This is a genomic window from Gordonia sp. LUNF6, from assembly GCF_047041125.1.
GTDB lineage: Bacteria > Actinomycetota > Actinomycetes > Mycobacteriales > Mycobacteriaceae > Gordonia > Gordonia sihwensis.
In genome coordinates, this window is sequence record NZ_CP178181.1 from 663,590 (window position 1) to 684,943 (window position 21,354).

The 21,354-nt window shown below is 66.6% G+C and carries 15 protein-coding genes; 11 read left to right on the top strand and 4 right to left on the bottom strand.

Features of this window, described 5'->3' with window-relative positions; all coding sequences use genetic code 11:
- Nucleotides 1-2 precede the first annotated feature (2 nt).
- From ACK8HH_RS03170 to ACK8HH_RS03210, 9 genes are all read left to right on the top strand, one after another.
- A complete protein-coding gene (locus tag ACK8HH_RS03170; protein ID WP_006894404.1) occupies nt 3-1,088 on the top strand; it encodes an MlaD family protein in 1,086 nt (361 codons plus the stop codon).
- Nucleotides 1,085-2,332 (top strand): MCE family protein, encoded by a 1,248-nt coding sequence (locus tag ACK8HH_RS03175; protein WP_006894405.1) that lies wholly within the window; start codon nt 1,085-1,087, stop codon nt 2,330-2,332. The genes ACK8HH_RS03170 and ACK8HH_RS03175 overlap by 4 nt, the downstream gene beginning before the upstream one ends.
- On the top strand, nt 2,329-3,684 hold the full coding sequence (locus tag ACK8HH_RS03180) for an MCE family protein (protein WP_062367416.1): 1,356 nt from the start codon (nt 2,329-2,331) through the stop codon (nt 3,682-3,684). Before ACK8HH_RS03175 ends, ACK8HH_RS03180 begins: the two co-directional genes overlap by 4 nt.
- Entirely contained in the window at nt 3,681-4,922 is a 1,242-nt protein-coding gene (locus ACK8HH_RS03185; protein ID WP_412475531.1) for an MCE family protein, read from the top strand. Before ACK8HH_RS03180 ends, ACK8HH_RS03185 begins: the two co-directional genes overlap by 4 nt.
- A gap of 79 nt (nt 4,923-5,001) precedes the next feature.
- Nucleotides 5,002-5,892 (top strand): hypothetical protein, encoded by an 891-nt coding sequence (locus tag ACK8HH_RS03190; RefSeq protein WP_062367415.1) that lies wholly within the window; start codon nt 5,002-5,004, stop codon nt 5,890-5,892.
- Nucleotides 5,892-6,656: a hypothetical protein gene (locus ACK8HH_RS03195; protein WP_346074727.1), complete on the top strand. Its 765-nt coding sequence runs from the start codon at nt 5,892-5,894 to the stop codon at nt 6,654-6,656. Before ACK8HH_RS03190 ends, ACK8HH_RS03195 begins: the two co-directional genes overlap by 1 nt.
- A gap of 319 nt (nt 6,657-6,975) precedes the next feature.
- The gene (locus tag ACK8HH_RS03200) at nt 6,976-10,476 is read left to right on the top strand and encodes a DNA-directed RNA polymerase subunit beta (RefSeq protein WP_006894410.1); all 3,501 of its coding nucleotides are present in this window, start codon (nt 6,976-6,978) and stop codon (nt 10,474-10,476) included.
- A gap of 37 nt (nt 10,477-10,513) precedes the next feature.
- The gene (locus ACK8HH_RS03205) at nt 10,514-14,470 is read left to right on the top strand and encodes a DNA-directed RNA polymerase subunit beta' (RefSeq protein WP_006894411.1); all 3,957 of its coding nucleotides are present in this window, start codon (nt 10,514-10,516) and stop codon (nt 14,468-14,470) included.
- A gap of 107 nt (nt 14,471-14,577) precedes the next feature.
- Nucleotides 14,578-15,024: an SRPBCC domain-containing protein gene (locus ACK8HH_RS03210; protein ID WP_045536598.1), complete on the top strand. Its 447-nt coding sequence runs from the start codon at nt 14,578-14,580 to the stop codon at nt 15,022-15,024.
- Nucleotides 15,025-15,037: 13 nt separating this feature from the next.
- On the opposite strand, the gene ACK8HH_RS03215 is transcribed toward ACK8HH_RS03210, so the two are convergent.
- Nucleotides 15,038-16,027, bottom strand: coding sequence for an alpha/beta hydrolase (locus ACK8HH_RS03215; protein WP_375002717.1), 990 nt, complete (start codon nt 16,025-16,027; stop codon nt 15,038-15,040).
- A gap of 251 nt (nt 16,028-16,278) precedes the next feature.
- Here ACK8HH_RS03215 and ACK8HH_RS03220 point away from each other — a divergent pair, with 251 nt between their 5' ends.
- Both ACK8HH_RS03220 and ACK8HH_RS03225 read left to right on the top strand, forming a co-directional pair.
- Nucleotides 16,279-18,777, top strand: coding sequence for a hypothetical protein (locus ACK8HH_RS03220; protein ID WP_156479438.1), 2,499 nt, complete (start codon nt 16,279-16,281; stop codon nt 18,775-18,777).
- 32 nt (nt 18,778-18,809) lie between these two features.
- A complete protein-coding gene (locus ACK8HH_RS03225; protein WP_062367410.1) occupies nt 18,810-19,913 on the top strand; it encodes a DNA polymerase IV in 1,104 nt (367 codons plus the stop codon).
- A 37-nt stretch (nt 19,914-19,950) separates the two neighbouring features.
- Here the strand turns inward: ACK8HH_RS03225 and ACK8HH_RS03230 are convergent, their stop codons facing one another.
- The 3 genes from ACK8HH_RS03230 to ACK8HH_RS03240 are packed head-to-tail and all read right to left on the bottom strand — an operon-like array spanning nt 19,951 to nt 21,237.
- Nucleotides 19,951-20,454, bottom strand: coding sequence for a nucleoside deaminase (locus ACK8HH_RS03230; protein WP_062367409.1), 504 nt, complete (start codon nt 20,452-20,454; stop codon nt 19,951-19,953).
- Between the two features lie 31 nt (nt 20,455-20,485).
- Nucleotides 20,486-20,971: a SixA phosphatase family protein gene (locus ACK8HH_RS03235; RefSeq protein ID WP_062367408.1), complete on the bottom strand. Its 486-nt coding sequence runs from the start codon at nt 20,969-20,971 to the stop codon at nt 20,486-20,488.
- Nucleotides 20,968-21,237 (bottom strand): hypothetical protein, encoded by a 270-nt coding sequence (locus ACK8HH_RS03240; protein ID WP_231875722.1) that lies wholly within the window; start codon nt 21,235-21,237, stop codon nt 20,968-20,970. Before ACK8HH_RS03240 ends, ACK8HH_RS03235 begins: the two co-directional genes overlap by 4 nt.
- Between the last annotated feature and the right edge of the window lie 117 nt (nt 21,238-21,354).

The following is a 21,354-nucleotide window of genomic DNA, read 5'->3' on the forward strand; positions in this document are numbered from 1 at the left end:
GCATGACCGACCGACAGAACACACCCGACGGGCAGCCGGAAGTTCCGACGACGCCTAAGAAGAGCCGACGGTTCGCCGGCCGACGGAGTGCGACGAGCATCGGCGCACTCGGTCTGCTGATCCTGATCATGGCCGCGGTGTCGTCCTTCTACCTGAAGGACCTGCCGCTGCTGGGCGCGGGCGCGCGCTACACCGCGCAGTTCTCCGAGGCCGCCGGGCTCAAGGCGGGCAACGAGGTCCGTGTCGCCGGCGTCAAGGTGGGCGAGGTGACCGAGGTCGCGCTCGACAACGACAAGGTCGACGTCACCTTCACCGCGAACAACACCTGGATCGGCAACCAGACGCAGGCGTCTATCCAGATCAAGACGGTGCTCGGCCAGAAGTACCTGGCGCTGAACCCGCGCGGCAGCGAACTGGCCGACCCCCGGGTCAAGCTCACCGACACGGTCGCGCCGTACGACGTCATCGAGGCCTTCGGTGACGCGGCCGATCAGATCGAGAACGTCGACACCGACGAGGTCGCGAAGTCGCTGCGAACGCTGTCGGCCGCCTTCTCCGGCACCAACGCCGACGACATCAACTCGTCGTTGACCGGCATCTCGCGGCTGTCGAACACGATCGCGAGCCGCGACCAGGAGGTGCAGCGGCTGCTGAAGGCGACCAAGGACGCCTCCAAGATCCTCGCGGACCGGAACGAGGAGTTCACCCGGCTGATCGCCGGCGCCGGCGTCCTGCTCAAGGAACTGAACAACCGGCAGAAGAGCATCTCGGCTCTGCTCGCGAGCACCACCACGCTGAGCAAGTCGCTCAGCGGCATCGTGAAGGACAACGAGGCGCAGATCGGTCCCGCACTCGATTCCCTCAAGGGCGTGACCGACATGCTGACCAGGCAGAACAAGAATCTGCGCGACACGATCACGTACATGGCGCCGTTCTACCGCGTCTACGCGAACGTGCTCGGCAACGGTCGCTGGTTCGAGGCGACGGTCACCAACCTGCTGCCGCCCGCACTGCCGCAGCAGAACACGACCAGGCTGCCGAACATGACTAAGAATCTGAACAACGGTGGAACGGGGGCCGGCGGATGACGGAGTCAGGTCAGACCTCCGGTCTGTTCAACAAGCGCAACATCGTCTACGGCGCACTCGGTCTGGTGCTCGTCCTCATCATCGCCGCAGGCGGCTGGTGGGCGTCGACCCTGATCGGCACCACCAAGGTGCACGCCACGTTCACCAGCGCGGTGGGCATCTACAAGGGCAGCGACGTCCGGGTGCTCGGCGTCGACGTCGGCAAGGTCACCGACGTGACCCCGCGCGGCGACGTGGTCGAGGTCGACATGCGGGTGAACCGCGGTGTGAAGCTCCCGGCCGATGTCAAGGCCGTGCAGATCATCCCGTCGATCGTCGCCGACCGCTACGTGCAGCTCACCCCCGCCTACTCGGGCGGGGCGCAGGCGGGAAGCGACGTGACGCTGTCGACCAAGCAGACCAAGGTGCCGGTGGAGATCGACGCGATCTACGCCAACCTTCAGAAGCTGTCGAAGTCGCTCGGACCCGAGGGCGCGAATCAGAACGGTGCCGTCACGGACTTCGTGGACGTCTTCTCGAAGAATCTGGACGGCAACGGCGCGAAGCTGGGCGAGGCGATCACGAACCTGTCCAAGGCCGCGGGAACGCTGTCCGACGGCAGCACCGACCTGATGAGCACGATCCGCAACCTGAACGTCTTCGTGGGTGCGCTGAAGGAGAACGACGCGCAGGTCCGGCAGTTCAACAGCCAGATGGCCTCGTTCAACACCTTCCTGGCCGGCGAGCGCGACCAGCTGGGCAAGGCGCTCGACAGCCTGTCGTACGCGCTGGGCGATGTCGCGACGTTCATCTCCGACAACAACGACAAGATCGGTCAGGCCGTCCGCGACCTGCAGCCGACGGGTCAGGCGCTGCTGGACAACAAGGATCACCTGCTCGAGATCCTCACCGTCCTGCCGGTCACGATCAGCAACCTGATCAACGCCTACGACGCGGAGTCGGGCACCGTCGCGATGCGCGTCAACATCCCGGAGTTGCAGGACCCGCTGGCCGCCGGCTGCCGGTTGCTCGATTTGGGCAAGCTGCTGCCGGGCAATCCGATGGCCGTCGACTTCAGCCGCAAGCTCGCGCCGCTGGTCAACAACTGCAAGAACGTCGCCACGCAGATCACGAAGGGCGTTCTGGAACCGGTGCTGCCGGTGCTGCCCTTCGGAATCATGAGCGGTGACAAGGAGCAGAAGAACCCGGCACCGGGTACCGTCCCGGGCAATCCGGACCCGAGTCTTCCTGGAGGACAGCGATGAAGGTGAAACTGTCGACGCGAGCCCGCGTCGCCGGTATGGGTGCCGCACTCGCGACCGTTCTCGCGGTGACCACCGGTTGCTCCGGTATCCAGTCGGTACCTCTGCCGGGCGGTGTGGACGTGGGGTCGAACCCGCGGACCTACAAGGTGGTGTTCAACAACATCCTGGACCTGGTCCCGCAGTCGGTCGTGAAGATGGACGGCATTCCGGTCGGCCAGGTCACCAAGGTGGAGGTGCCCACCGGTGCCTGGGATGCGCTGGTGACGATCAAGGTCAAGAACAGCGTCGATCTCTCCGACGAGGCCTCGGCCTCGGTTCAGCAGACCAACCTGCTCGGCGAGAAGTTCGTGGCGCTGTCCGAGCCGCAGGGCGTGACAGCGCAGACGCCGCGTCAGCCCGAGTCGGAACCCATCCAATCGGACCGCACCCGCACCGTCACCGATATCGAGCAGTTGCTCGGCGCACTGTCGATGCTGCTCAACGGCGGCGGCATCAACCAGCTCGAGCCGATCATCACCTCACTGAACGAGGCGCTCGGCGACCGGCCGAACACGGTGCGCTCGCTGCTGAAGCAGTCGGAGAAGTTGATCGACAGCCTCAACAAGCAGCGCGACGACATCATCAGCGCGATCGACGGCGTCAGCAAGCTGTCGGCGCGTGCCAATCAGCAGACGGCTCAGATCGAGCGGATCCTGAACCAACTGCCTGCGGGTGTGAAGGTGCTCGAGGAGCAGCGCCCGCAGTTCGTTGACCTGCTCACCAAGCTCGACGATCTGGGCCAGGTCGGCACCGACATCCTCGGCAAGGCGCACGATCAGATCATCACCGACCTGAAGGCGCTGCGCCCGATCCTGTCGGAGCTCGCGAAGTCGGCACAGGACGCGGTCACCGCGTTGCCGCTGATGCTGACCCATCCCTTCCCGGACGATCTGCTGCCCGGTGTGCACGGCGACTCGACCAACCTGTTCGCGACCCTCGACCTCCGGCTGCTGAATCAGCTCGAAGCGCTCGGCGTGGGACAGGGCAAGCCGGTGTACCAGGCGCCGACCGTCAGCCCGCCGAAGATCGACCCGAACAACCCGTACATCAACGGCAACGGACCCCGCTGGGGCTGGCCGACGATCTCGCTGCTTCCGCCGGCGGCCAACTCGCGGAAGGGTCCGAACACTCCTCCGTCGGGTGGCACGTACCCGATGAATCCGTCGTCGGGGACCGCCCAGAGCAAGTCGGGCCAGAAGAACTCGGTGCAGAAGAAGCCGTCGGACAAGAAGGCTCAGTACTCGCCGATGCCGTCGGGAGACGAGAACTTCCTGGACGGGCCGCTGCGGATGCTCGGAGGTGGTGACCAGTGACCAGTCGTCTCGTCAAGATTCAGCTGATCGTCTTCGTGGTGATCGGTGTGCTGGCGATCGTCTACGTCGGTGCCAAGTACGCCCGGCTCGACAAGCTGGTCGGCGTCTCCACCTACAAGGTGACCCTGCACATGCCCGACGCGAGCGGCATCTTCACCAACGCGGAGGTGACCTATCGGGGAGTGCCGGTGGGTCTGGTCGGTGACATGAAGATGGTGCCGAACGGCGTGGACGTGACGCTGGACATGAACTCCGGCGCACCCAAGGTCCCCGCCTCGGCTCAGGCGGTGCTGGCGAACCGATCGGCGATCGGTGAGCAGTTCATCGACCTGCAGCCCAAGACGAGCGCGGGGCCCTACCTGGAGAACGGATCGCGCATCCAGGGCGCCGAGACGCCCCCGAAGCTGCAGGACGTCATCGCCGACACGATCAGCCTCACCAAGACCATTCCGGTCGATCAGCTGAGCAGTGTGATCCGGGAACTCGGCACGGCGTTCAACGGCAAGGGCGAGGACCTCACGCACTTGATCTCGTCACTGGACAAGCTGTCGAAGGACGGCGTCCGGAACATCGAACCGATCACGCAGCTGCTGCAGAACTCCAATGTGGTGCTGTCGACGCAGGCCGACCAGTCCGACGAGATCCTCGCATGGTCGAAGAATCTCGACCGGGTCTCCGCCCAGCTGGTGAGTTCGGATCCGGCGATCCGCCGCATTCTGACGAACGGCCCGCCGGCGGGCACCGCGCTCTCGACCTTCCTGCAGGACAACGGTGTGGATACCACCAAGCTGATCCATCAGCTCGGCGGAACCGTTCACGCGGCGGCGCCGGCGTCGTTCGCCACCGGTGCCACCTTCGCGATGCTGTCGGCATTGTCGGCGGGCAGCCACAGCGCCGCTCCCGGCGACGGCCAGATCCACTTCGGCATCGTTCTGGAGACCGGCAACCCGGTGAGCTGCACCAAGGGCTACGAGAGCACGTGGGCGATGATCGCCGAGATGAAGAAGCGCAACCCGAACTTCGACGTCAATTACGACGATTTCCCGTTCAACACGAAGGCCAACTGCAACGTGCCCGAAGGGAACCCCACGTCGGTCCGCGGTGCCAACCGCGCCGCGCTGGCGAATCCGTACATCGCACAGCCGTGGGACAACACGCCGAAGAAGGATCCGGACAAGTTGAACCTGAATCCGCTCGCGACCCAGCTGGCCGCTCTGATGGGTGTGCATCCGAAGTGACGCCCGGCCGATCCGTCGCCGTCTCCGCGGCGGCGACGGATTGGCACGGCGTGCCTCGCGATGACTACAGTTGCGCTCGATGACACACGAAGACACCAGCCAGCCGCAGGACGAACCGGTGGACGCCGCGACGTCCGCCGAGCCTCCCGTCGCGTCCGAATCCGCTGAGGCGGACACCGTCGAGGTGAAGTCCGCTGAGGCAGAGACCGCTGAGGTGGAGACCGCTGAGGCAGACGTCGACGATGCTGCTGCGGACGACGCTGCCGAGGACGACGCAGCCGCGCCGAAGCGTTCCCTGCGGTTCTGGTCCCGGTGGTCCAGCGGCACCGAGGAGGCCGACACCGACGACGCGTCCGCGCGGTCGCCCATCGCCTCCTTGGCACTGGCTGCCGCCGTCGCGGCACTCATCGCTGCGGTGGTGTGTCTCGGATACTTCGGCTACACGGGGATCCGCGCATACACGGTCGACTCGGAGGCCGATCAGCTCCGCAACGAGTCGGTCGATGCGGCCGAGCAGGCCGTCCTCAACATCACCGCGGTGGACCCCAAGGACACCGCGGGCTGGAAGAAGCGTCTGGAGTCGTCGCTCACCGGAGATGCCCTCAAGCAGGTGAACACCGGCGTCGTGGCCGACGTCGAGCAGCGTGTCGCGGCCTCCGGGGGACAGGTCGGCAAACTCGAGTCGCGTATCACGCGCAGCGCCACCACGGAGCTGAGCACCGACGACGACACCGCCACCGTTCTGGTGTTCGCGAACGTCGCATCGACGATCCCCAATCAGCCCGTCGCGCAGCAACAGATGGGCTTCCTCCTGACGATGGTCGACGTCGACGGTGTGCGTAAGGCGACCAAGGTGGTCGCGCTGAACCCGATCGACTACACCGACACCGGCTCCGGGGTGTCGACCGCGCCCGGCCAGGGCACCGCGGACCAGTCGCAGGACTCGCAGCCGCAGGAGGGTGGAAACTGATGGCCGGCGGACGTCCGAACAAGCCCGGATCCGGAAAGCGGACACCGAAGGTCGCGGGCCGCGCGGCGCCGCGCGTCACGGTATCGAGGCCGGTGCAGGCCGACACAGACGCGCAGATGCAGCACTCGACGGTCCCTACCGAGCCCGTCGACACCGCCGGAACCACCGTGTCCGGCGTGGAGCGCAAGCGCCAGGTGGCCGCGGAGAAGGCGGCCCGGGAAGAGGCCGCCGCCGCTGCCCTGAACCAGGGGCGCCCCCCGCGCGACACCTCGTCGACACTCCGGCTCGCGGCGATCACCGGGGCCGTCGCCGTCGTACTCGGCGTCATCGCCACCGTCCTCGCATTCCACCCCGGTGTCACCGTGAGCGACAACCGTGCGTTCGTCGACCAGCGCGAGACCGACAAGGTGCTCAGCCAGGCGCGGGCCGGCGCGTGCGCGCCCTTCCAGTTCGACTACAAGAAGCTCGACCAGTGGGCCGCGTCCACCCGCGACACCTTCACCGGTGGAGCGCTCGACCAGTTCGAGACCTTCTTGAAGACGAACCGCAGTGTCATCGAACAGTCCAAGACGGCGTCGGAGTGCCAGATCGACGCTCTCGGCCTGTCGGACCTCACCGATGAGCGCGCGGTGGTGGTCGGCACACTGATCGTGAGCACCTCGCGAGACGGCGTGATCGCCGACTCCCAGGTGCCGCATGTCCAGTACACCTTGACCAAGGACGATGGCGGGAATTGGAAGATCAGCGAAGTCGGACAGTTCTGATCGAGGGCGCTGAACAGGCTTTTCTGACCGATTCGGCGCGTTTCGCTTGACGTGACAGCCTCGGCACGTCACGCTGTCACAAGTTGATTGTCTCCAGGTAGGCAGCCGTCGACAATCATTCTCCGGCAGGGGTATACCCATTGCCATAGATATCTGATACAGTTGGACGTTGCGCTGGCTGCCTCCTGTCCGCTGATCGATCATCCTTCCAGCCCTCCCTCCGGGGACGGTTCTCGGGTGTGATGTTTGTGCAGGTCGCACGACCACCGCAGGCCACCATGGCCACGCACCGAGAAACTTCGTGTTGGAAGGACGCATCTTGGCACTCGACCGCCAGTCCACCTCAACCACAGCGGGAATCATCCCGGGCGCGCCGCACCGCGCTTCCTTCGCCAAGATCGACGAGCCGCTCGAGGTTCCGGGTCTGCTGGATCTGCAGCTCGACTCGTTCGAATGGCTTGTGGGTACGCCCGAGTGGCGCGCAAAGGCGATTGCACGGGGTGAGGAGAACCCGGTCGGCGGACTCGAGGAAGTCCTCCGCGAACTCTCGCCGATCGAAGACTTCTCGTCCTCGATGTCGCTGTCGTTCTCTGATCCGCACTTCGACGAGGTCAAGGCCTCGATCGATGAGTGCAAGGACAAGGACATGACCTACGCGGCGCCGTTGTTCGTCACCGCGGAGTTCATCAACAACAACACCGGTGAGATCAAGTCGCAGACCGTCTTCATGGGCGACTTCCCGATCATGACCGACAAGGGCAGCTTCATCATCAACGGCACCGAGCGTGTCGTGGTGAGCCAGCTGGTCCGCAGCCCCGGTGTCTACTTCGACTCCACGATCGACAAGACCACCGAGAAGACGCTGCACTCGGTGAAGGTGATCCCGGGCCGCGGCGCCTGGTTGGAGTTCGACGTCGACAAGCGCGACACCGTGGGTGTCCGCATCGACCGCAAGCGTCGTCAGCCGGTCACCATCCTGCTCAAGGCACTCGGCATGACCAACGAGGACATCGCCGAACGCTTCGGCTTCTCCGAGATCATGATGTCGACCCTGGAGAAGGACGCGACCACCAATCAGGACGAGGCCCTGCTCGAGGTCTACCGCAAGCTGCGTCCGGGTGAGCCCCCGACCAAGGAGTCCGCGGAGAGCCTGCTGGAGAACCTGTTCTTCAAGGAGAAGCGCTACGACCTCGCTCGCGTCGGCCGCTACAAGATCAACAAGAAGCTCGGCCTCACGGCGAACCCGATGGTCGGCGAATCCACGCTGACCACCGAGGACATCATCGCCACGGTCGAGTACCTGGTGCGCCTGCACGAGGCCGACCCCAACATCACCACCATGATGACCGTCCCGGGCGGCGTCGAGGTGCCGGTCGAGGTCGACGACATCGACCACTTCGGCAACCGCCGGCTCCGCACCGTGGGTGAGCTGATCCAGAACCAGATCCGCGTGGGCCTGTCGCGTATGGAGCGGGTGGTGCGTGAGCGCATGACCACCCAGGACGCCGAGGCGATCACCCCGCAGACGCTGATCAACATCCGCCCCGTGGTCGCGGCCATCAAGGAGTTCTTCGGAACTAGCCAGCTGTCGCAGTTCATGGACCAGAACAACCCGCTGTCGGGGCTGACGCACAAGCGTCGTCTCTCGGCGCTGGGTCCGGGCGGTCTGTCGCGTGAGCGCGCCGGCCTCGAGGTCCGCGACGTGCACCCCTCGCACTACGGCCGCATGTGCCCGATCGAGACCCCCGAGGGTCCGAACATCGGTCTGATCGGTTCGCTCTCGGTGTACGCGCGGGTGAATCCGTTCGGCTTCATCGAGACCCCGTACCGCAAGGTGGTCGACGGTGTGCTGACCGACGAGATCGAGTACATGACCGCCGATGAGGAGGATCGCTACCTGATCGGTCAGGCCAACACCAACTACGACGCCGACGGCACCATCACCGACGAGCGCGTCCTGGTCCGCATCAAGGGCGCCGAGGTGGAGTTCGTTCCGGCCAAGTCGGTCGAGTACCTCGACGTGTCGCCGCGCCAGATGGTGTCGGTCGCCACCGCGATGATCCCGTTCCTCGAGCACGACGACGCCAACCGTGCGCTGATGGGCGCCAACATGCAGCGCCAGGCGGTGCCGCTGGTCCGCAGCGAGGCGCCGCTGGTCGGCACCGGCATGGAGCTGCGTGCGGCGGTCGACGCCGGCGACGTGATCGTCACCGGCAAGACCGGTGTCGTGGAGGAGGTCTCCGCCGACTTCATCACGGTGATGGCCGACGACGGAACGCGCGACAGCTACCGTCTGCGCAAGTTCGAGCGCAGCAACCACGGCACATGCGCCAACCAGGTGCCGATCGTCGACGAGGGGCAGCGGGTGGAGGCCGGTCAGGTCCTGGCCGACGGCCCCTGCACCGACCAGGGCGAGATGGCGCTGGGCAAGAACCTGCTCGTGGCGATCATGCCGTGGGAGGGTCACAACTACGAGGACGCGATCATTCTGTCGCAGCGCCTCGTGGAAGAGGACGTGCTCACCTCGATTCACATCGAGGAGCACGAGATCGACGCCCGCGACACCAAGCTCGGTGCCGAGGAGATCACCCGGGACATCCCGAACGTCTCCGACGAGGTGCTGGCCGATCTCGACGAGCGCGGCATCGTCCGCATCGGTGCCGAGGTCCGCGACGGCGACATCCTGGTCGGCAAGGTCACGCCGAAGGGCGAGACCGAGCTCACCCCGGAGGAGCGCCTGCTGCGCGCGATCTTCGGTGAGAAGGCTCGCGAGGTCCGCGACACCTCGCTGAAGGTGCCGCACGGCGAGACCGGCAAGGTCATCGGTGTCCGCACGTTCAGCCGCGACGAGGACGACGACCTGGCGCCCGGCGTCAACGAGTTGGTCCGCGTCTACGTGGCGCAGAAGCGCAAGATCCAGGACGGCGACAAGCTGGCCGGCCGCCACGGCAACAAGGGCGTCATCGGCAAGATCCTCCCGCAGGAGGACATGCCGTTCCTGCCCGACGGCACCCCGGTCGACATCATCCTGAACACCCACGGTGTTCCGCGTCGTATGAACATCGGCCAGATCCTCGAGACCCACCTCGGCTGGGTGTCGAAGGCCGGCTGGAACATCGACACGGAGAAGCTCGAGGAGGAGTGGGCCAAGCGCCTGCCCGAGGCGATGCACTCGGCTCCGCCGAACACGAACACCGCGACCCCGGTGTTCGACGGTGCGAAGGACGACGAGCTCGCGGGTCTGCTCGGTTCCACCCTGCCGAACCGCGACGGTGAGGTCATGGTGGGTCCGGACGGCAAGGCGACGCTGTTCGACGGTCGTTCCGGCGAGCCCTTCCCGTACCCGGTCTCGGTCGGCTACATGTACATCATCAAGCTGCACCACCTGGTGGACGACAAGATCCACGCGCGTTCCACCGGTCCGTACTCGATGATCACCCAGCAGCCGCTCGGCGGTAAGGCCCAGTTCGGCGGCCAGCGCTTCGGTGAGATGGAGTGCTGGGCGATGCAGGCCTACGGCGCCGCCTACACCCTGCAGGAGCTGCTGACCATCAAGTCGGACGACGTCGTCGGCCGCGTGAAGGTGTACGAGGCCATCGTCAAGGGCGAGAACATCCCCGAGCCGGGCATCCCGGAGTCGTTCAAGGTGCTCCTGAAGGAGCTCCAGTCGCTGTGCCTCAACGTGGAGGTCCTCTCCAGCGAGGGCACCGCCATCGAGATGAGCGACACCGACGACGAGGACCTCGAGCGCGCTGCTGCCAACCTTGGCATCAACCTGTCGCGCAACGAGTCCGCCACGGTCGACGATCTCGCCAACTGATCCTCACCTGACTAGAAGAGACACTGAAAGGCAACTAGTGCTCGACGTCAACTTTTTCGACGAACTGAAGATCGGCCTTGCGACGGCCGACGACATCCACAACTGGTCGTACGGTGAGGTCAAGAAGCCGGAGACCATCAACTACCGCACGCTCAAGCCCGAGAAGGACGGCCTGTTCTGCGAGAAGATCTTCGGACCGACTCGCGACTGGGAGTGCTACTGCGGCAAGTACAAGCGCGTGCGCTTCAAGGGCATCATCTGTGAGCGCTGCGGCGTCGAGGTGACCAAGGCCAAGGTGCGCCGTGAGCGCATGGGCCACATCGAGCTGGCCGCCCCGGTCACGCACATCTGGTACTTCAAGGGTGTGCCGAGCCGGCTGGGCTACCTGCTCGACCTGGCGCCGAAGGATCTCGAGAAGATCATCTACTTCGCCGCCTACGTGATCACCGCCGTCGACGACGAACTGCGTCACGCCGAGCTCTCGACCCGCGAGGCCGAGATCGGTGTGGAGCGCAAGGCGATCCTCGACGATCTCGAGGCCGCTCTCGCCGAGCGTCAGCAGAAGCTCGAGGCCGATCTGGCCGAGCTCGAGGCCGAGGGCGCCAAGGCCGACGCCAAGCGCAAGGTCCGCGACGCCGCCGAGCGTGAGCTCAAGCGCATGCGTGACCACGCGAACCGCGAGGTCGAGGCTCTCGACGAGATCTGGGACAAGTTCACCAAGCTCACCCCGGGCGATCTGATCGTCGACGAGCGTCTGTACCGCGAGCTCGAGGACCGTTTCGGCGAGTACTTCACCGGCTCGATGGGCGCCGAGGCCATCAAGAAGCTGCTCGAGAACTTCGACATCGAGGCCGAGGCCGAGTCGCTGCGCGAGACGATCCGCAGCGGCAAGGGCCAGAAGAAGCTGCGCGCGCTGAAGCGGCTGAAGGTCGTGGCGGCGTTCCAGCAGTCCGGCAACTCGCCCCAGGCGATGGTGCTCGACGCCGTGCCGGTGATCCCGCCGGAACTGCGCCCGATGGTTCAGCTCGACGGTGGCCGCTTCGCGACCTCCGATCTGAACGATCTGTACCGCCGTGTCATCAACCGCAACAACCGTCTCAAGCGACTGATCGACCTCGGTGCTCCCGAGATCATCGTCAACAACGAGAAGCGGATGCTGCAGGAGTCGGTGGACGCGCTGTTCGACAACGGCCGTCGCGGCCGTCCGGTCACCGGGCCGGGCAACCGCCCGCTGAAGTCCCTGAGCGATCTGCTCAAGGGCAAGCAGGGCCGATTCCGTCAGAACCTGCTCGGCAAGCGCGTCGACTACTCGGGCCGAAGCGTCATCGTCGTCGGCCCGCAGCTCAAGCTGCATCAGTGCGGCCTGCCGAAGCTGATGGCTCTGGAACTGTTCAAGCCCTTCGTGATGAAGCGTCTGGTGGATCTCAACCAGGCCCAGAACATCAAGTCGGCCAAGCGCATGGTGGAGCGTCAGCGCCCCGCCGTCTGGGATGTCCTCGAAGAGGTCATCGCCGAGCACCCGGTTCTGCTGAACCGTGCGCCGACGCTGCACCGACTCGGCATCCAGGCCTTCGAGCCGCAGCTGGTGGAGGGCAAGGCCATCCAGCTGCACCCGCTGGTCTGTGAGGCGTTCAACGCCGACTTCGACGGTGACCAGATGGCCGTGCACCTGCCGCTGTCCGCGGAGGCGCAGGCCGAGGCCCGCATCCTGATGCTGTCCTCGAACAACATCCTGTCGCCGGCATCGGGCCGCCCGCTGGCCATGCCGCGTCTGGACATGGTGACCGGCCTGTACTACCTGACCACCCAGAAGGACGGTCTGACCGGCGAGTACACCGGTGCCACGGACGGCGACGTGGAGCGCGGCGTCTACTCGAGCCCGGCCGAGGCCATCATGGCCGTCGACCGCGGTGCGCTGACCATCCAGTCGCGCATCAAGGTGCGGCTGACCGACCAGCGTCCGCCCGCCGACGTGGAGGCGGAGCTGTTCCCGGAGGGCTGGACCCGTGGTCAGCCGTGGGAGACCGTCACCACCCTGGGACGTGTGCTGTTCAACGAGCTGCTGCCGCGCGACTACCCGTTCATCGACGAGCAGATGCCGAAGAAGCGTCAGGCCGTGATCATCAACGATCTCGCCGAGCGCTACCCGATGATCGTCGTCGCGCAGACCGTCGACAAGCTGAAGGACGTGGGCTTCTACTGGGCCACCCGCTCGGGCGTCACCGTCTCGATGTCGGACGTTCTGGTGCCGCCGGCCAAGGCAGAGATCCTGGAGCGCTACGAGGAGCGGGCCGACGGTCTGGAGCGCAAGTTCCAGCGCGGTGGTCTTACCCCCGACGAGCGTCGCGACGCCCTGGTCGAGATCTGGAAGCAGGCCACCGAAGAGGTCGGTAAGGCGCTCGAGGACTACTACCCCGACGACAACCCGATCACGATGATCCCGAAGTCGGGTGCCACGGGCAACATGACCCAGGTCCGCAACCTGTCGGGTATGAAGGGCCTGGTGACGAACCCGAAGGGTGAGTTCATCCCGCGCCCGATCAAGTCCTCGTTCCGCGAGGGCCTGACCGTTGCCGAGTACTTCATCAACACGCACGGCGCTCGTAAGGGTCTGGCGGACACGGCACTGCGTACGGCCGACTCGGGCTACCTGACCCGTCGTCTGGTGGACGTGTCGCAGGACGTCATCGTCCGCGAGACCGACTGCGGCACCGAGCGCGGCATCGTTGTGCCGCTCGGCGAGAAGCAGCCGGACGGCAGCATCATCCGCGACGCCCACGTCGAGACCTCGGCGTACGCCCGTACGCTCGCGGCCGATGCGGTCGACGCGGACGGAAACGTCGTGGTGGAGCGCGGGCACGACCTGGGCGATCCGGCCATCGAGGCTCTCCTCGCGGCAGGCATCTCCGAGGTCAAGGTCCGTTCGGTCCTGACCTGTGCCACCGGCACCGGCGTGTGCGCGCACTGCTACGGCCGTTCGATGGCCACCGGCAAGCTCGTCGACATCGGCGAGGCCGTCGGCATCATCGCGGCGCAGTCGATCGGTGAGCCCGGCACGCAGCTGACGATGCGTACCTTCCACCAGGGTGGCGTCGGTGACGACATCACCGGTGGTCTGCCGCGAGTCACCGAGCTGTTCGAAGCCCGTGTCCCCAAGGGCAAGGCCCCGATCGCCGAGGTCTCGGGCCGGGTCCGCATGGAGGACGACGACCGGTTCTACAAGATCACGATCATCCCGGACGACGGGAGCGACGAGGTCGTGTACGACAAGCTGTCGAAGCGTCAGCGTCTGCGCGTGTTCCGCCACGAGGACGGCAGCGAGCGTCTGCTGGCCGACGGCGATCACGTCGAGGTCGGTCAGCAGCTCCTCGAGGGCGCTGCCGATCCGCACGAGGTGCTCCGCGTGATGGGCCCGCGTCAGGTGCAGATCCACCTGGTCAACGAGGTCCAGGAGGTGTACCGGAGCCAGGGTGTGTCGATCCACGACAAGCACGTGGAGACGATCGTCCGCCAGATGCTGCGCCGTGTGACGATCATCGACTCCGGCGCCACCGAGTTCCTGCCCGGTTCGCTCACCGAGCGCGCCGAGTTCGAGGCGGCCAACCGGGCCGTCGTCGCCGAGGGCGGGGAGCCGGCTGCCGGCCGACCGGTCCTCATGGGCATCACGAAGGCCTCGCTGGCCACCGATTCGTGGCTGTCGGCGGCGTCGTTCCAGGAGACCACCCGCGTGCTGACCGATGCGGCGATCAACAACCGCAGCGACAAGCTCGTCGGCCTCAAGGAGAACGTGATCATCGGTAAGCTGATCCCGGCCGGTACCGGTATCAACCGCTACCGCAACATCGAGGTCCAGCCGACCGAGGAGGCCCGCGCAGCGGCGTACGCCCTGCCGACCTACGACGACACCTACTACAGCCCGGACGGCACCTTCGGTGCCCCGAGCGGTGCCGCCGTTCCGCTGGACGACTACGGCTTCGGCAGCGACTTCCGCTGATCCGACCGAACGCAGGGTCCCGTCTCCATCCGGAGGCGGGACCCTCGTCGTATCGTGCCTCGACCCGGCGAACGCCGCCGATTTAGAACGTGTTCTACGATGGCCGCATGGCTCTGATCACCGACAGTTCGATCGACATCGACGCTCCCGCCGCCGTGGTGTGGCAGGTGCTGACCGACTTCGATGCGTACGGCGAATGGAATCCCTTCCAGGTGGAGTGCCGATCCACCCTGCGGCCGGGCGATCCGATCGACATGCGCTTCCGGCTCGGTCCGGGCGGGCTGAAGCGGACGCGTGAGTACATCGACGCCGTCGACGAGGGCCGGTCGTTCTCCTATCGGATGAAGCCCGCGCCGTTCGGCGCGGTGCGCAGCCTGCGCAGGCACACCGTGGTGGACCTCGGCGACGGACGCAGCCGGTACGAGTCGCACTTCGAGATCACCGGCCCGGCGTCGGGCATCGTCAAGCTGCTGTTCGGCAAGGAGCTCGTCGCGAAGTTCGCTTCCGTGACGCGGGCTCTGGCGCCACGTGCGGAGGAACTCGCCCGGGAATGAGCGCGGCGTGCGCTCAGGCGCCGATCGCGCGCGCGATCATCGGCCATGAATTGCGAAGGTCGGCGTAGAACAGGCCCCAGGTGTGGACGCCGTCGGGCCGGTGCACGAAGGTGTGCGGGATACCCAGGGCGCTCAGCCGGTCGGCCATATTCGTGGTGCACCGCAGCGCGATGGCCTCCATGATGTTGCCGCCGACGAGCCCGCCGCCGGTGCGCAGCGGATCACCGTCGACGGGACCGGGCAGGCCCGAACCCGCCGACAGGTAGACGGCGGTGCCGCGCAGCTTGGCGGCATTGAGCACTGGATCGTGGGCACGCCAGGCCGGGCCGCCGGGAGGTCCCCACATATTGAGCACGTTGCCGCCGCCGCGGGCGACGATCGCCGTGGCCGCGATGGTGCCGAGCGGATCGGCGGCGCCGGGACAGCCGCTGTACGCGGCCACGGCGCGGTACTTTCCGGGCGCCTGCGTCGCGAGGTCGAGTGCCGGACCGGCGGACATGGAGACACCCGAGAGTGCGCTGACTCCGTTGGTGCGGAAGGCTCGGTTCACCGCTGCGGGGAGCTCCCGGTTGACGAAGGTCTGCCACTTGTTGCGGCCGAGGATCGGGTCGTCGGAGATCCAGTCGGTCATCATCGAGAACCGTCCGCCGATCGGCAGGACCACATTGGTGCGCTTATCGGCGAAGAACCGGCGAACCGGTGTGTTGTTGTACCAGGAGATCCCGTCCTCGGCACCGCCGGCGCCCGGCAGCATGTAGAAAGTCGGAAGTCCGCTCGGCCGTCCGGCGGGATGCAACACGTGCGCGCGGATCGTGCGATGCATCGACGGCGAGTACACCGAGATCAGGCTGACGGTGGCACTGATCCGTTGTTCCGCGGTCACGCGGGGCGCCGCATCGGCCGGAGCGGCGGGCAGCACCAGGAGCGCCATCGTGCCGGCGAGGGCGATGATCGCGAGGCGTGCGATCCAGGGCATGCGTCGAGTAGTGCGAGTTCCTGCCATACAGGGCACCGTACGAGACGGGTGTGACGGATGGGAAACCGGCAAAGCCGGTCGTTTCTGAATCGATAGAGTCGCGAGACTCGGCCCCCGTCGCCGGCGTGCGTTCGCGAGGAATGGATTTGTGCCACCTCGACCTGGGCGAAGTCAGATTCGTGCCACGTCGTCCGTTCAGCCGAAACGAACCCGGAATCTGGCACGAATTATGATTCGACCGATTTGCGAAGAGATCCGCCCCCTTCTGGAGAAGAACTGTGACTGAGCCCATGAACCGTGCGCAGCGCCGCGCACTCGATCGCGCCGAAGGCGCGCGCCGACGCCGGCTGAAGAAGGGGATCGCTGCGGTGGGAGCCGTCGCGGCTCTGGGTGCAGGTGCGGCCATGGCTCCCGCGGGTCACGCCTTCGCGGAGACCTCGACCACCGCGATCGCCGGGCTGGGCGATCTGGACCCGAACGCGATCCTCGGCATGCTCGACGATCCGATGGTCTCCCAATTCGTCGAGATGTGCCGGACGGGTGCGCTCGCGACCGGTCCGGACTCGTCGAAGAGCACGGAGTTCGATCCGGCGGCCCCGCCGCAGGCGATCGCGGACTGCAAGGGCTCCAACGGAACGGGCGTCGCGTTGGTGCTGCCCGAGACTCTCGAGGTCGGCCAGGCGGCCGAGAACATGGTGCTCGACCTCGGTGACGACATCAACCTGCTCGTCGTCAAGTACCGGATGGGGGAGCGGAACCTGCTCGAGATCCTCGGCGGCGTCACCCTCGGCAGGGACTTCGTGAAGGGCGCTGCCTCCGCGCTGGGCATGCCGAGGGTCGATCCGGGCGCGTTCGACAAGTACAAGACCTACGCCGAGATCCAGCGCGACGCGGCCCTGCCGGTGAACAGGGCGGCGAAGGACGGATGCCTCCAGAACGACGGATCGATCAAGAACACGGTGCTGGGCGGCTGCCTCTTCGTCGGCGGTACGAAGGTCACCAAGGGCGAGGATCTCAATCTCGAGAAGCGCACCGAGGCGCTCAAGCTCGCCGAATACCTGACCAACCACAAGTACGACTACACCCAGCCGCAGGATCTGCCTGCTCCGGTGAAGCCGATCGGCAGTTCCACCATCGTCGGCGACGGCATCAACGTCGCGCTGTCGATGCGCGGGGGAACTGCGCTCGCGCAGACCGCCAACGCGCTGGCGGTAGCGCTCGCCGGCGCCGATCACGGGCGGACGTCGACCGCGCAGTCGCAGCTGGGTCTCGCGTCCGCGGTGAACATGGACACCAGCGACATCAAGTTCACCTGGTTCGGACAGGAACTCGACTTCACCCAGCTGCGCAATGCGGGTCTGCTCGACTCCAGCCTCGCGGGTGAGGCCGGGGCCGACGCCGCCGGAATGCTCGATCTGGTCGACGGCATCAACGGCAACCTGCCGGGTCTGAAGGAGGTGGCCTGCTTCGGCTTCCAGACGCGGGCGACGGCGGAGGGCCTCGGTTCGTGTACCAACGCCCTCGGCACGTTCGACTACTACAAGGATCTGCGTCCGGTCACCGACGGCGGTCACCGCCAGGAGCAGTGGGGACTGACCGACGTCACGTCGTTGCTCTTCGGCAACGATGCGCTGCTGAAGCAGATGGCACCGCTGCTGTCGGGCGACGGCGACCTCGGCTCGATGATGGACACTCCGTTCGTGGCCGACATGCTCAAGGCGTTGATGTCCGGCGAGGACCGGATCAAGTTCGCCAAGGACTTCGTGCGGTTCACCAAGGACGTGCAGACGGTGTACGCCAAGGAACCGGTGTTCGAGGCCGACGGGGTGACCCCGAAGCTCGATGCCGACGGCAAGCAGGTGATGCGGGTCAAGACCGCGCCGCGGATGGTCGGCGTGTACGAGTGGGTCAATGAGGAGTACCAGGCGCCGGTCGTCGACGAGACCGGCGCTCCCGTCATCGACGAGGAGACCGGCGAGCAGAAGACCGAGACCAAGACCAGGTCGGTGAAGAAGCCCAAGCTCGGTCCCGACGGCAAGCAGCTGATGGAGCAGGCCACCGATGAGTCCGGTGCGCCGATCCTCGATCCGGTGGTGGAGCGGACCGTCACCGCGCACTGGCTGACCAGTGATTACGGACTGCGCAACCCGATCACCGTGGAATGGCTCGGACACCAGATCGTGTTCTTCCCGCCGGTGGAGGTGAACGGCAGCACTCGCCCGAACCTGATCGGACTGCCGCAGATCACGAGGATCACTCAGGGTGCGCACGCCGGCCTACTGCCGAAGATCAGCCTGGTGCAGGTGGACAATCCGTTCGGACTCGGCACCCTGAGCCTCGACAACCCCTTCGATCCCATCGGGACACTGCGCAACTACCTGAACACTGTCACGATCGGCGACGACGTGAAGTTCGCCAAGAACCTGATCGACGGGCTCACTGCGAAGCAGACAGGGCCGACAGGGCCGGGGAGTCCTGCCGAGCCGACGCAGGATGACGACACGGCGACCCTCGCCGCGGTCACCACCTCCGCTCCCGAGCGTGCGCTCGACGACGCGGTCGTCGGCGAACCGTCGACGAATCTGCCTCCGATGATCGTCAACCCGGCTCCGGAGCCGGCCCCGATCGAGATCGTCGCGCCCGCGCCGTCCCAGGAAACGCCGACCCAGGATTCGCCGTCTGAGGAGCCCGCCGCCGAGACGCCTGCGAGCGAGACCCCTGCGAGCGACCAGCCCGCGCCGGAGACTTCCGCCACCGAGCCCGCCCTCGCGGGCTGATCCGCCCGCCGGTGTTCCCATACAGTTGACGCATGGGTGTCCCGACCCGCTACCGATGGCTGCTCCACGTCGACCTCGACCAGTTCCAGGTCTCCGTGGAGCGGCAGCGGCGACCGGAGTTGGTCGGACAGGCGGTGATCGTCGGCGGGGACGGCGATCCGACGCGTGCCCGGCAGGTGGTGACCTGCGCCTCGTACGAGGCGCGCGCGGACGGAGTACGGGCAGGTATGCCGATGCGCGCCGCGAGCAAGAAGGCGCCCGACGCGGTATTCCTCCCGCTCGACATGGGGGAGTACGAAGCCGCATCCGAGCGCGTGATGGACGTCCTCCGGGGATTCGGCGATGCACTCGAGGTGTGGGGCTGGGATGAGGCCTATCTGGGAATCGAAGACCGCGCGGGCCCGCGTCTGCTGAGTGCCGCCGACGTCATCGAGACGGCGCGGAGCATCAGACGAGCGGTGGTGGCGGCGACCGGGTTGGACTGCTGCGTGGGCGTCTCCGACAACAAACAGCGTGCCAAGGCGGCGACCGGATTCGCGAAGCAGGCCGTCCGGAGTCCGGAGGCCGGCGAGGAACAGCGGGTCTTCGTGCTCGACGACGGCAACTGGGCCTCGCTGATGAACCACCGTCCCTGCCGCGAACTGTGGAGTGTGGGATCGCGGACCGCGGCCAAGCTGTCGGCCGCGGGAATCGACACTGTGGCGCAGCTCGCCGCCGCCGATCGAGACGACTTGACGGCGATGTTCGGCCCGCACCAGGGCGACTGGCTGTACGTGCTGTGCCGGGGCGGAGGCGATGACGCGATCTCCGACGAGCCGCGGATCGCCAAGTCGCATTCGAAGGCGCGGACCTACGACACCGACCTCACCGATCCCGGCCGACTGCACGAGGCGGTGCGGGCCCTCACCGAGGAGGTGCTCGAACAGGTGGTCGCGGAGGGGCGCACCCCGTTCCGTGTCGGCCTCACCGTACGGACGGCCACATTCTTCACCAGAACCAAGATGCGTAAGCTGCCGGCTCCGACGACGTCTCTCGATGCGATCGCGGCTGTCGCGGACGATCTGCTCGACGCCTTCGAGATCGACCGGCCGATCAGACTGCTCGCGGTGCGGCTGGAACTGCTCGACCCGGAGTGAATCCGGCGGCAGTGCGGCCGCCGGATTCCGGCGCGGGTCAGGTGAGGTTCACTCCGGCCGAACGAGCGTGCAACTCGCGGATCTCGTCGGCCAGTTCGGGGGCCGGACCGGAGACGGGGACGTCCGGTGCGACCTCGTTGATCGGCAGGGCCGCGACCGGGCCCTCGGGCAGACCCCACTCGGTGCGCCAGGCGCTGAGCCGGCGGGCGCCGACCGCGTAGACGATCCGCCCCAGCCCGACCCACGCGTGCGCCGCCGAACACATCGGACAGTGTTCGCCGGAGGTATAGACGGTGGCCGCGGCTCGTTGTTCCTCGGTCAGATTCTTCGCCGCCCACCGGGCGATCGCGAACTCCGGGTGCCGCGTGCGGTCGCCGGCACCGACCCGGTTGCGGTCGGCGAACCGGACCATGCCCTCGGCATCGACGATCAGCGAGCCGAACGGTTCGTCGCCCGAGTCGAGCGCTTCGCGGGCGAGAGTGATGCATCGACGCAGGTGCACCAGGTCCACGTCGGTCGGTGCGGTGATCGTGTGGGTCATGCGGCCGACGTTACCGTGGAGAACCCCGCGGTCAGCGGGGTACCCGGAACGCGAGGAGCCGGGCGTCGGCGTCCACGTCGAGCCCGAGGCGATCCCAGGGCACACCGATGCGCAGCACCGCGTAGGCGGAGGTCGGAAACCGGTCGATCTCGCCGGCCGGATCGAGGCTCAGGGCGGTCTCCGGCATGCCGGGGAAGTGCCCCACCACCAGCACGGTGGACGCTGCGGGCGGGGTGTGGATCCGAACCGCCTCGAACACCTCCGACGGCGTCCCGCCGTACAGATCATCGATGAACTCCACCGGCGCGGCGACGCCGGTCTGTTCGAGGGTCATCCTCGTCCTGAGCGAGGTGGAACAGAGCACCTGATCGACGGCGAGGCGGTCCTCGGTCATCCATCGTCCGGCGAGCTGCGCCTGCCGCATCCCGCGCTCATTCAGCGGGCGATCGTGATCGTAGACACCGTCCGGATAGGCGGACTTGCCGTGCCGCATCAGAATGAGGGTGCGGTCGGTCATGCGGCACCGGTACTGCGCACGGTGCGGTCGGCCGCCATGCGCCGAAGCAGTTGAGCGGTCTCTCGCCACGCCGAGACCTCCTGCACGTAGAGGACGTGCTCCTCGATGCGTTCCTCGGTGAGCGCCTCGTCGGCGAGCTCGGTCAGTTCCAGCAGTTCGTCGACGCAGTGGTTGATCAACGCCGGGATGCGCGAGCCCCCGCAGGCATCGTCGATGTCCTGCGACGACAGTGTCGTCATCCGCTCGAGTTCTCTGCGATAGCTCATGCCCACACGGTAGATCCAGGGGGTGACAGAACCGGGCAGGCGCGGCCGCGGCGGGGCCGGACGAGGCTTAAACCCGCTGTGGCCGCAACCCTGTGCGGCGCCTCGGGATCTTCGTAC

Excerpts from the sequence above, each read along its gene's own strand:
- ACK8HH_RS03170 (WP_006894404.1), top strand. The coding sequence starts at position 3 with ATGACCGACCGACAGAACACACCCGACGGGCAGCCGGAAGTTCCGACG.
- ACK8HH_RS03175 (WP_006894405.1), top strand. The coding sequence starts at position 1,085 with ATGACGGAGTCAGGTCAGACCTCCGGTCTGTTCAACAAGCGCAACATC.
- ACK8HH_RS03180 (WP_062367416.1), top strand. The coding sequence starts at position 2,329 with ATGAAGGTGAAACTGTCGACGCGAGCCCGCGTCGCCGGTATGGGTGCC.
- ACK8HH_RS03190 (WP_062367415.1), top strand. The coding sequence starts at position 5,002 with ATGACACACGAAGACACCAGCCAGCCGCAGGACGAACCGGTGGACGCC.
- ACK8HH_RS03195 (WP_346074727.1), top strand. The coding sequence starts at position 5,892 with ATGGCCGGCGGACGTCCGAACAAGCCCGGATCCGGAAAGCGGACACCG.
- ACK8HH_RS03210 (WP_045536598.1), top strand. The coding sequence starts at position 14,578 with ATGGCTCTGATCACCGACAGTTCGATCGACATCGACGCTCCCGCCGCC.
- ACK8HH_RS03215 (WP_375002717.1), bottom strand. The coding sequence starts at position 16,027 with ATGGCAGGAACTCGCACTACTCGACGCATGCCCTGGATCGCACGCCTC.
- ACK8HH_RS03225 (WP_062367410.1), top strand. The coding sequence starts at position 18,810 with ATGGGTGTCCCGACCCGCTACCGATGGCTGCTCCACGTCGACCTCGAC.
- ACK8HH_RS03230 (WP_062367409.1), bottom strand. The coding sequence starts at position 20,454 with ATGACCCACACGATCACCGCACCGACCGACGTGGACCTGGTGCACCTG.
- ACK8HH_RS03235 (WP_062367408.1), bottom strand. The coding sequence starts at position 20,971 with ATGACCGACCGCACCCTCATTCTGATGCGGCACGGCAAGTCCGCCTAT.
- ACK8HH_RS03240 (WP_231875722.1), bottom strand. The coding sequence starts at position 21,237 with ATGAGCTATCGCAGAGAACTCGAGCGGATGACGACACTGTCGTCGCAG.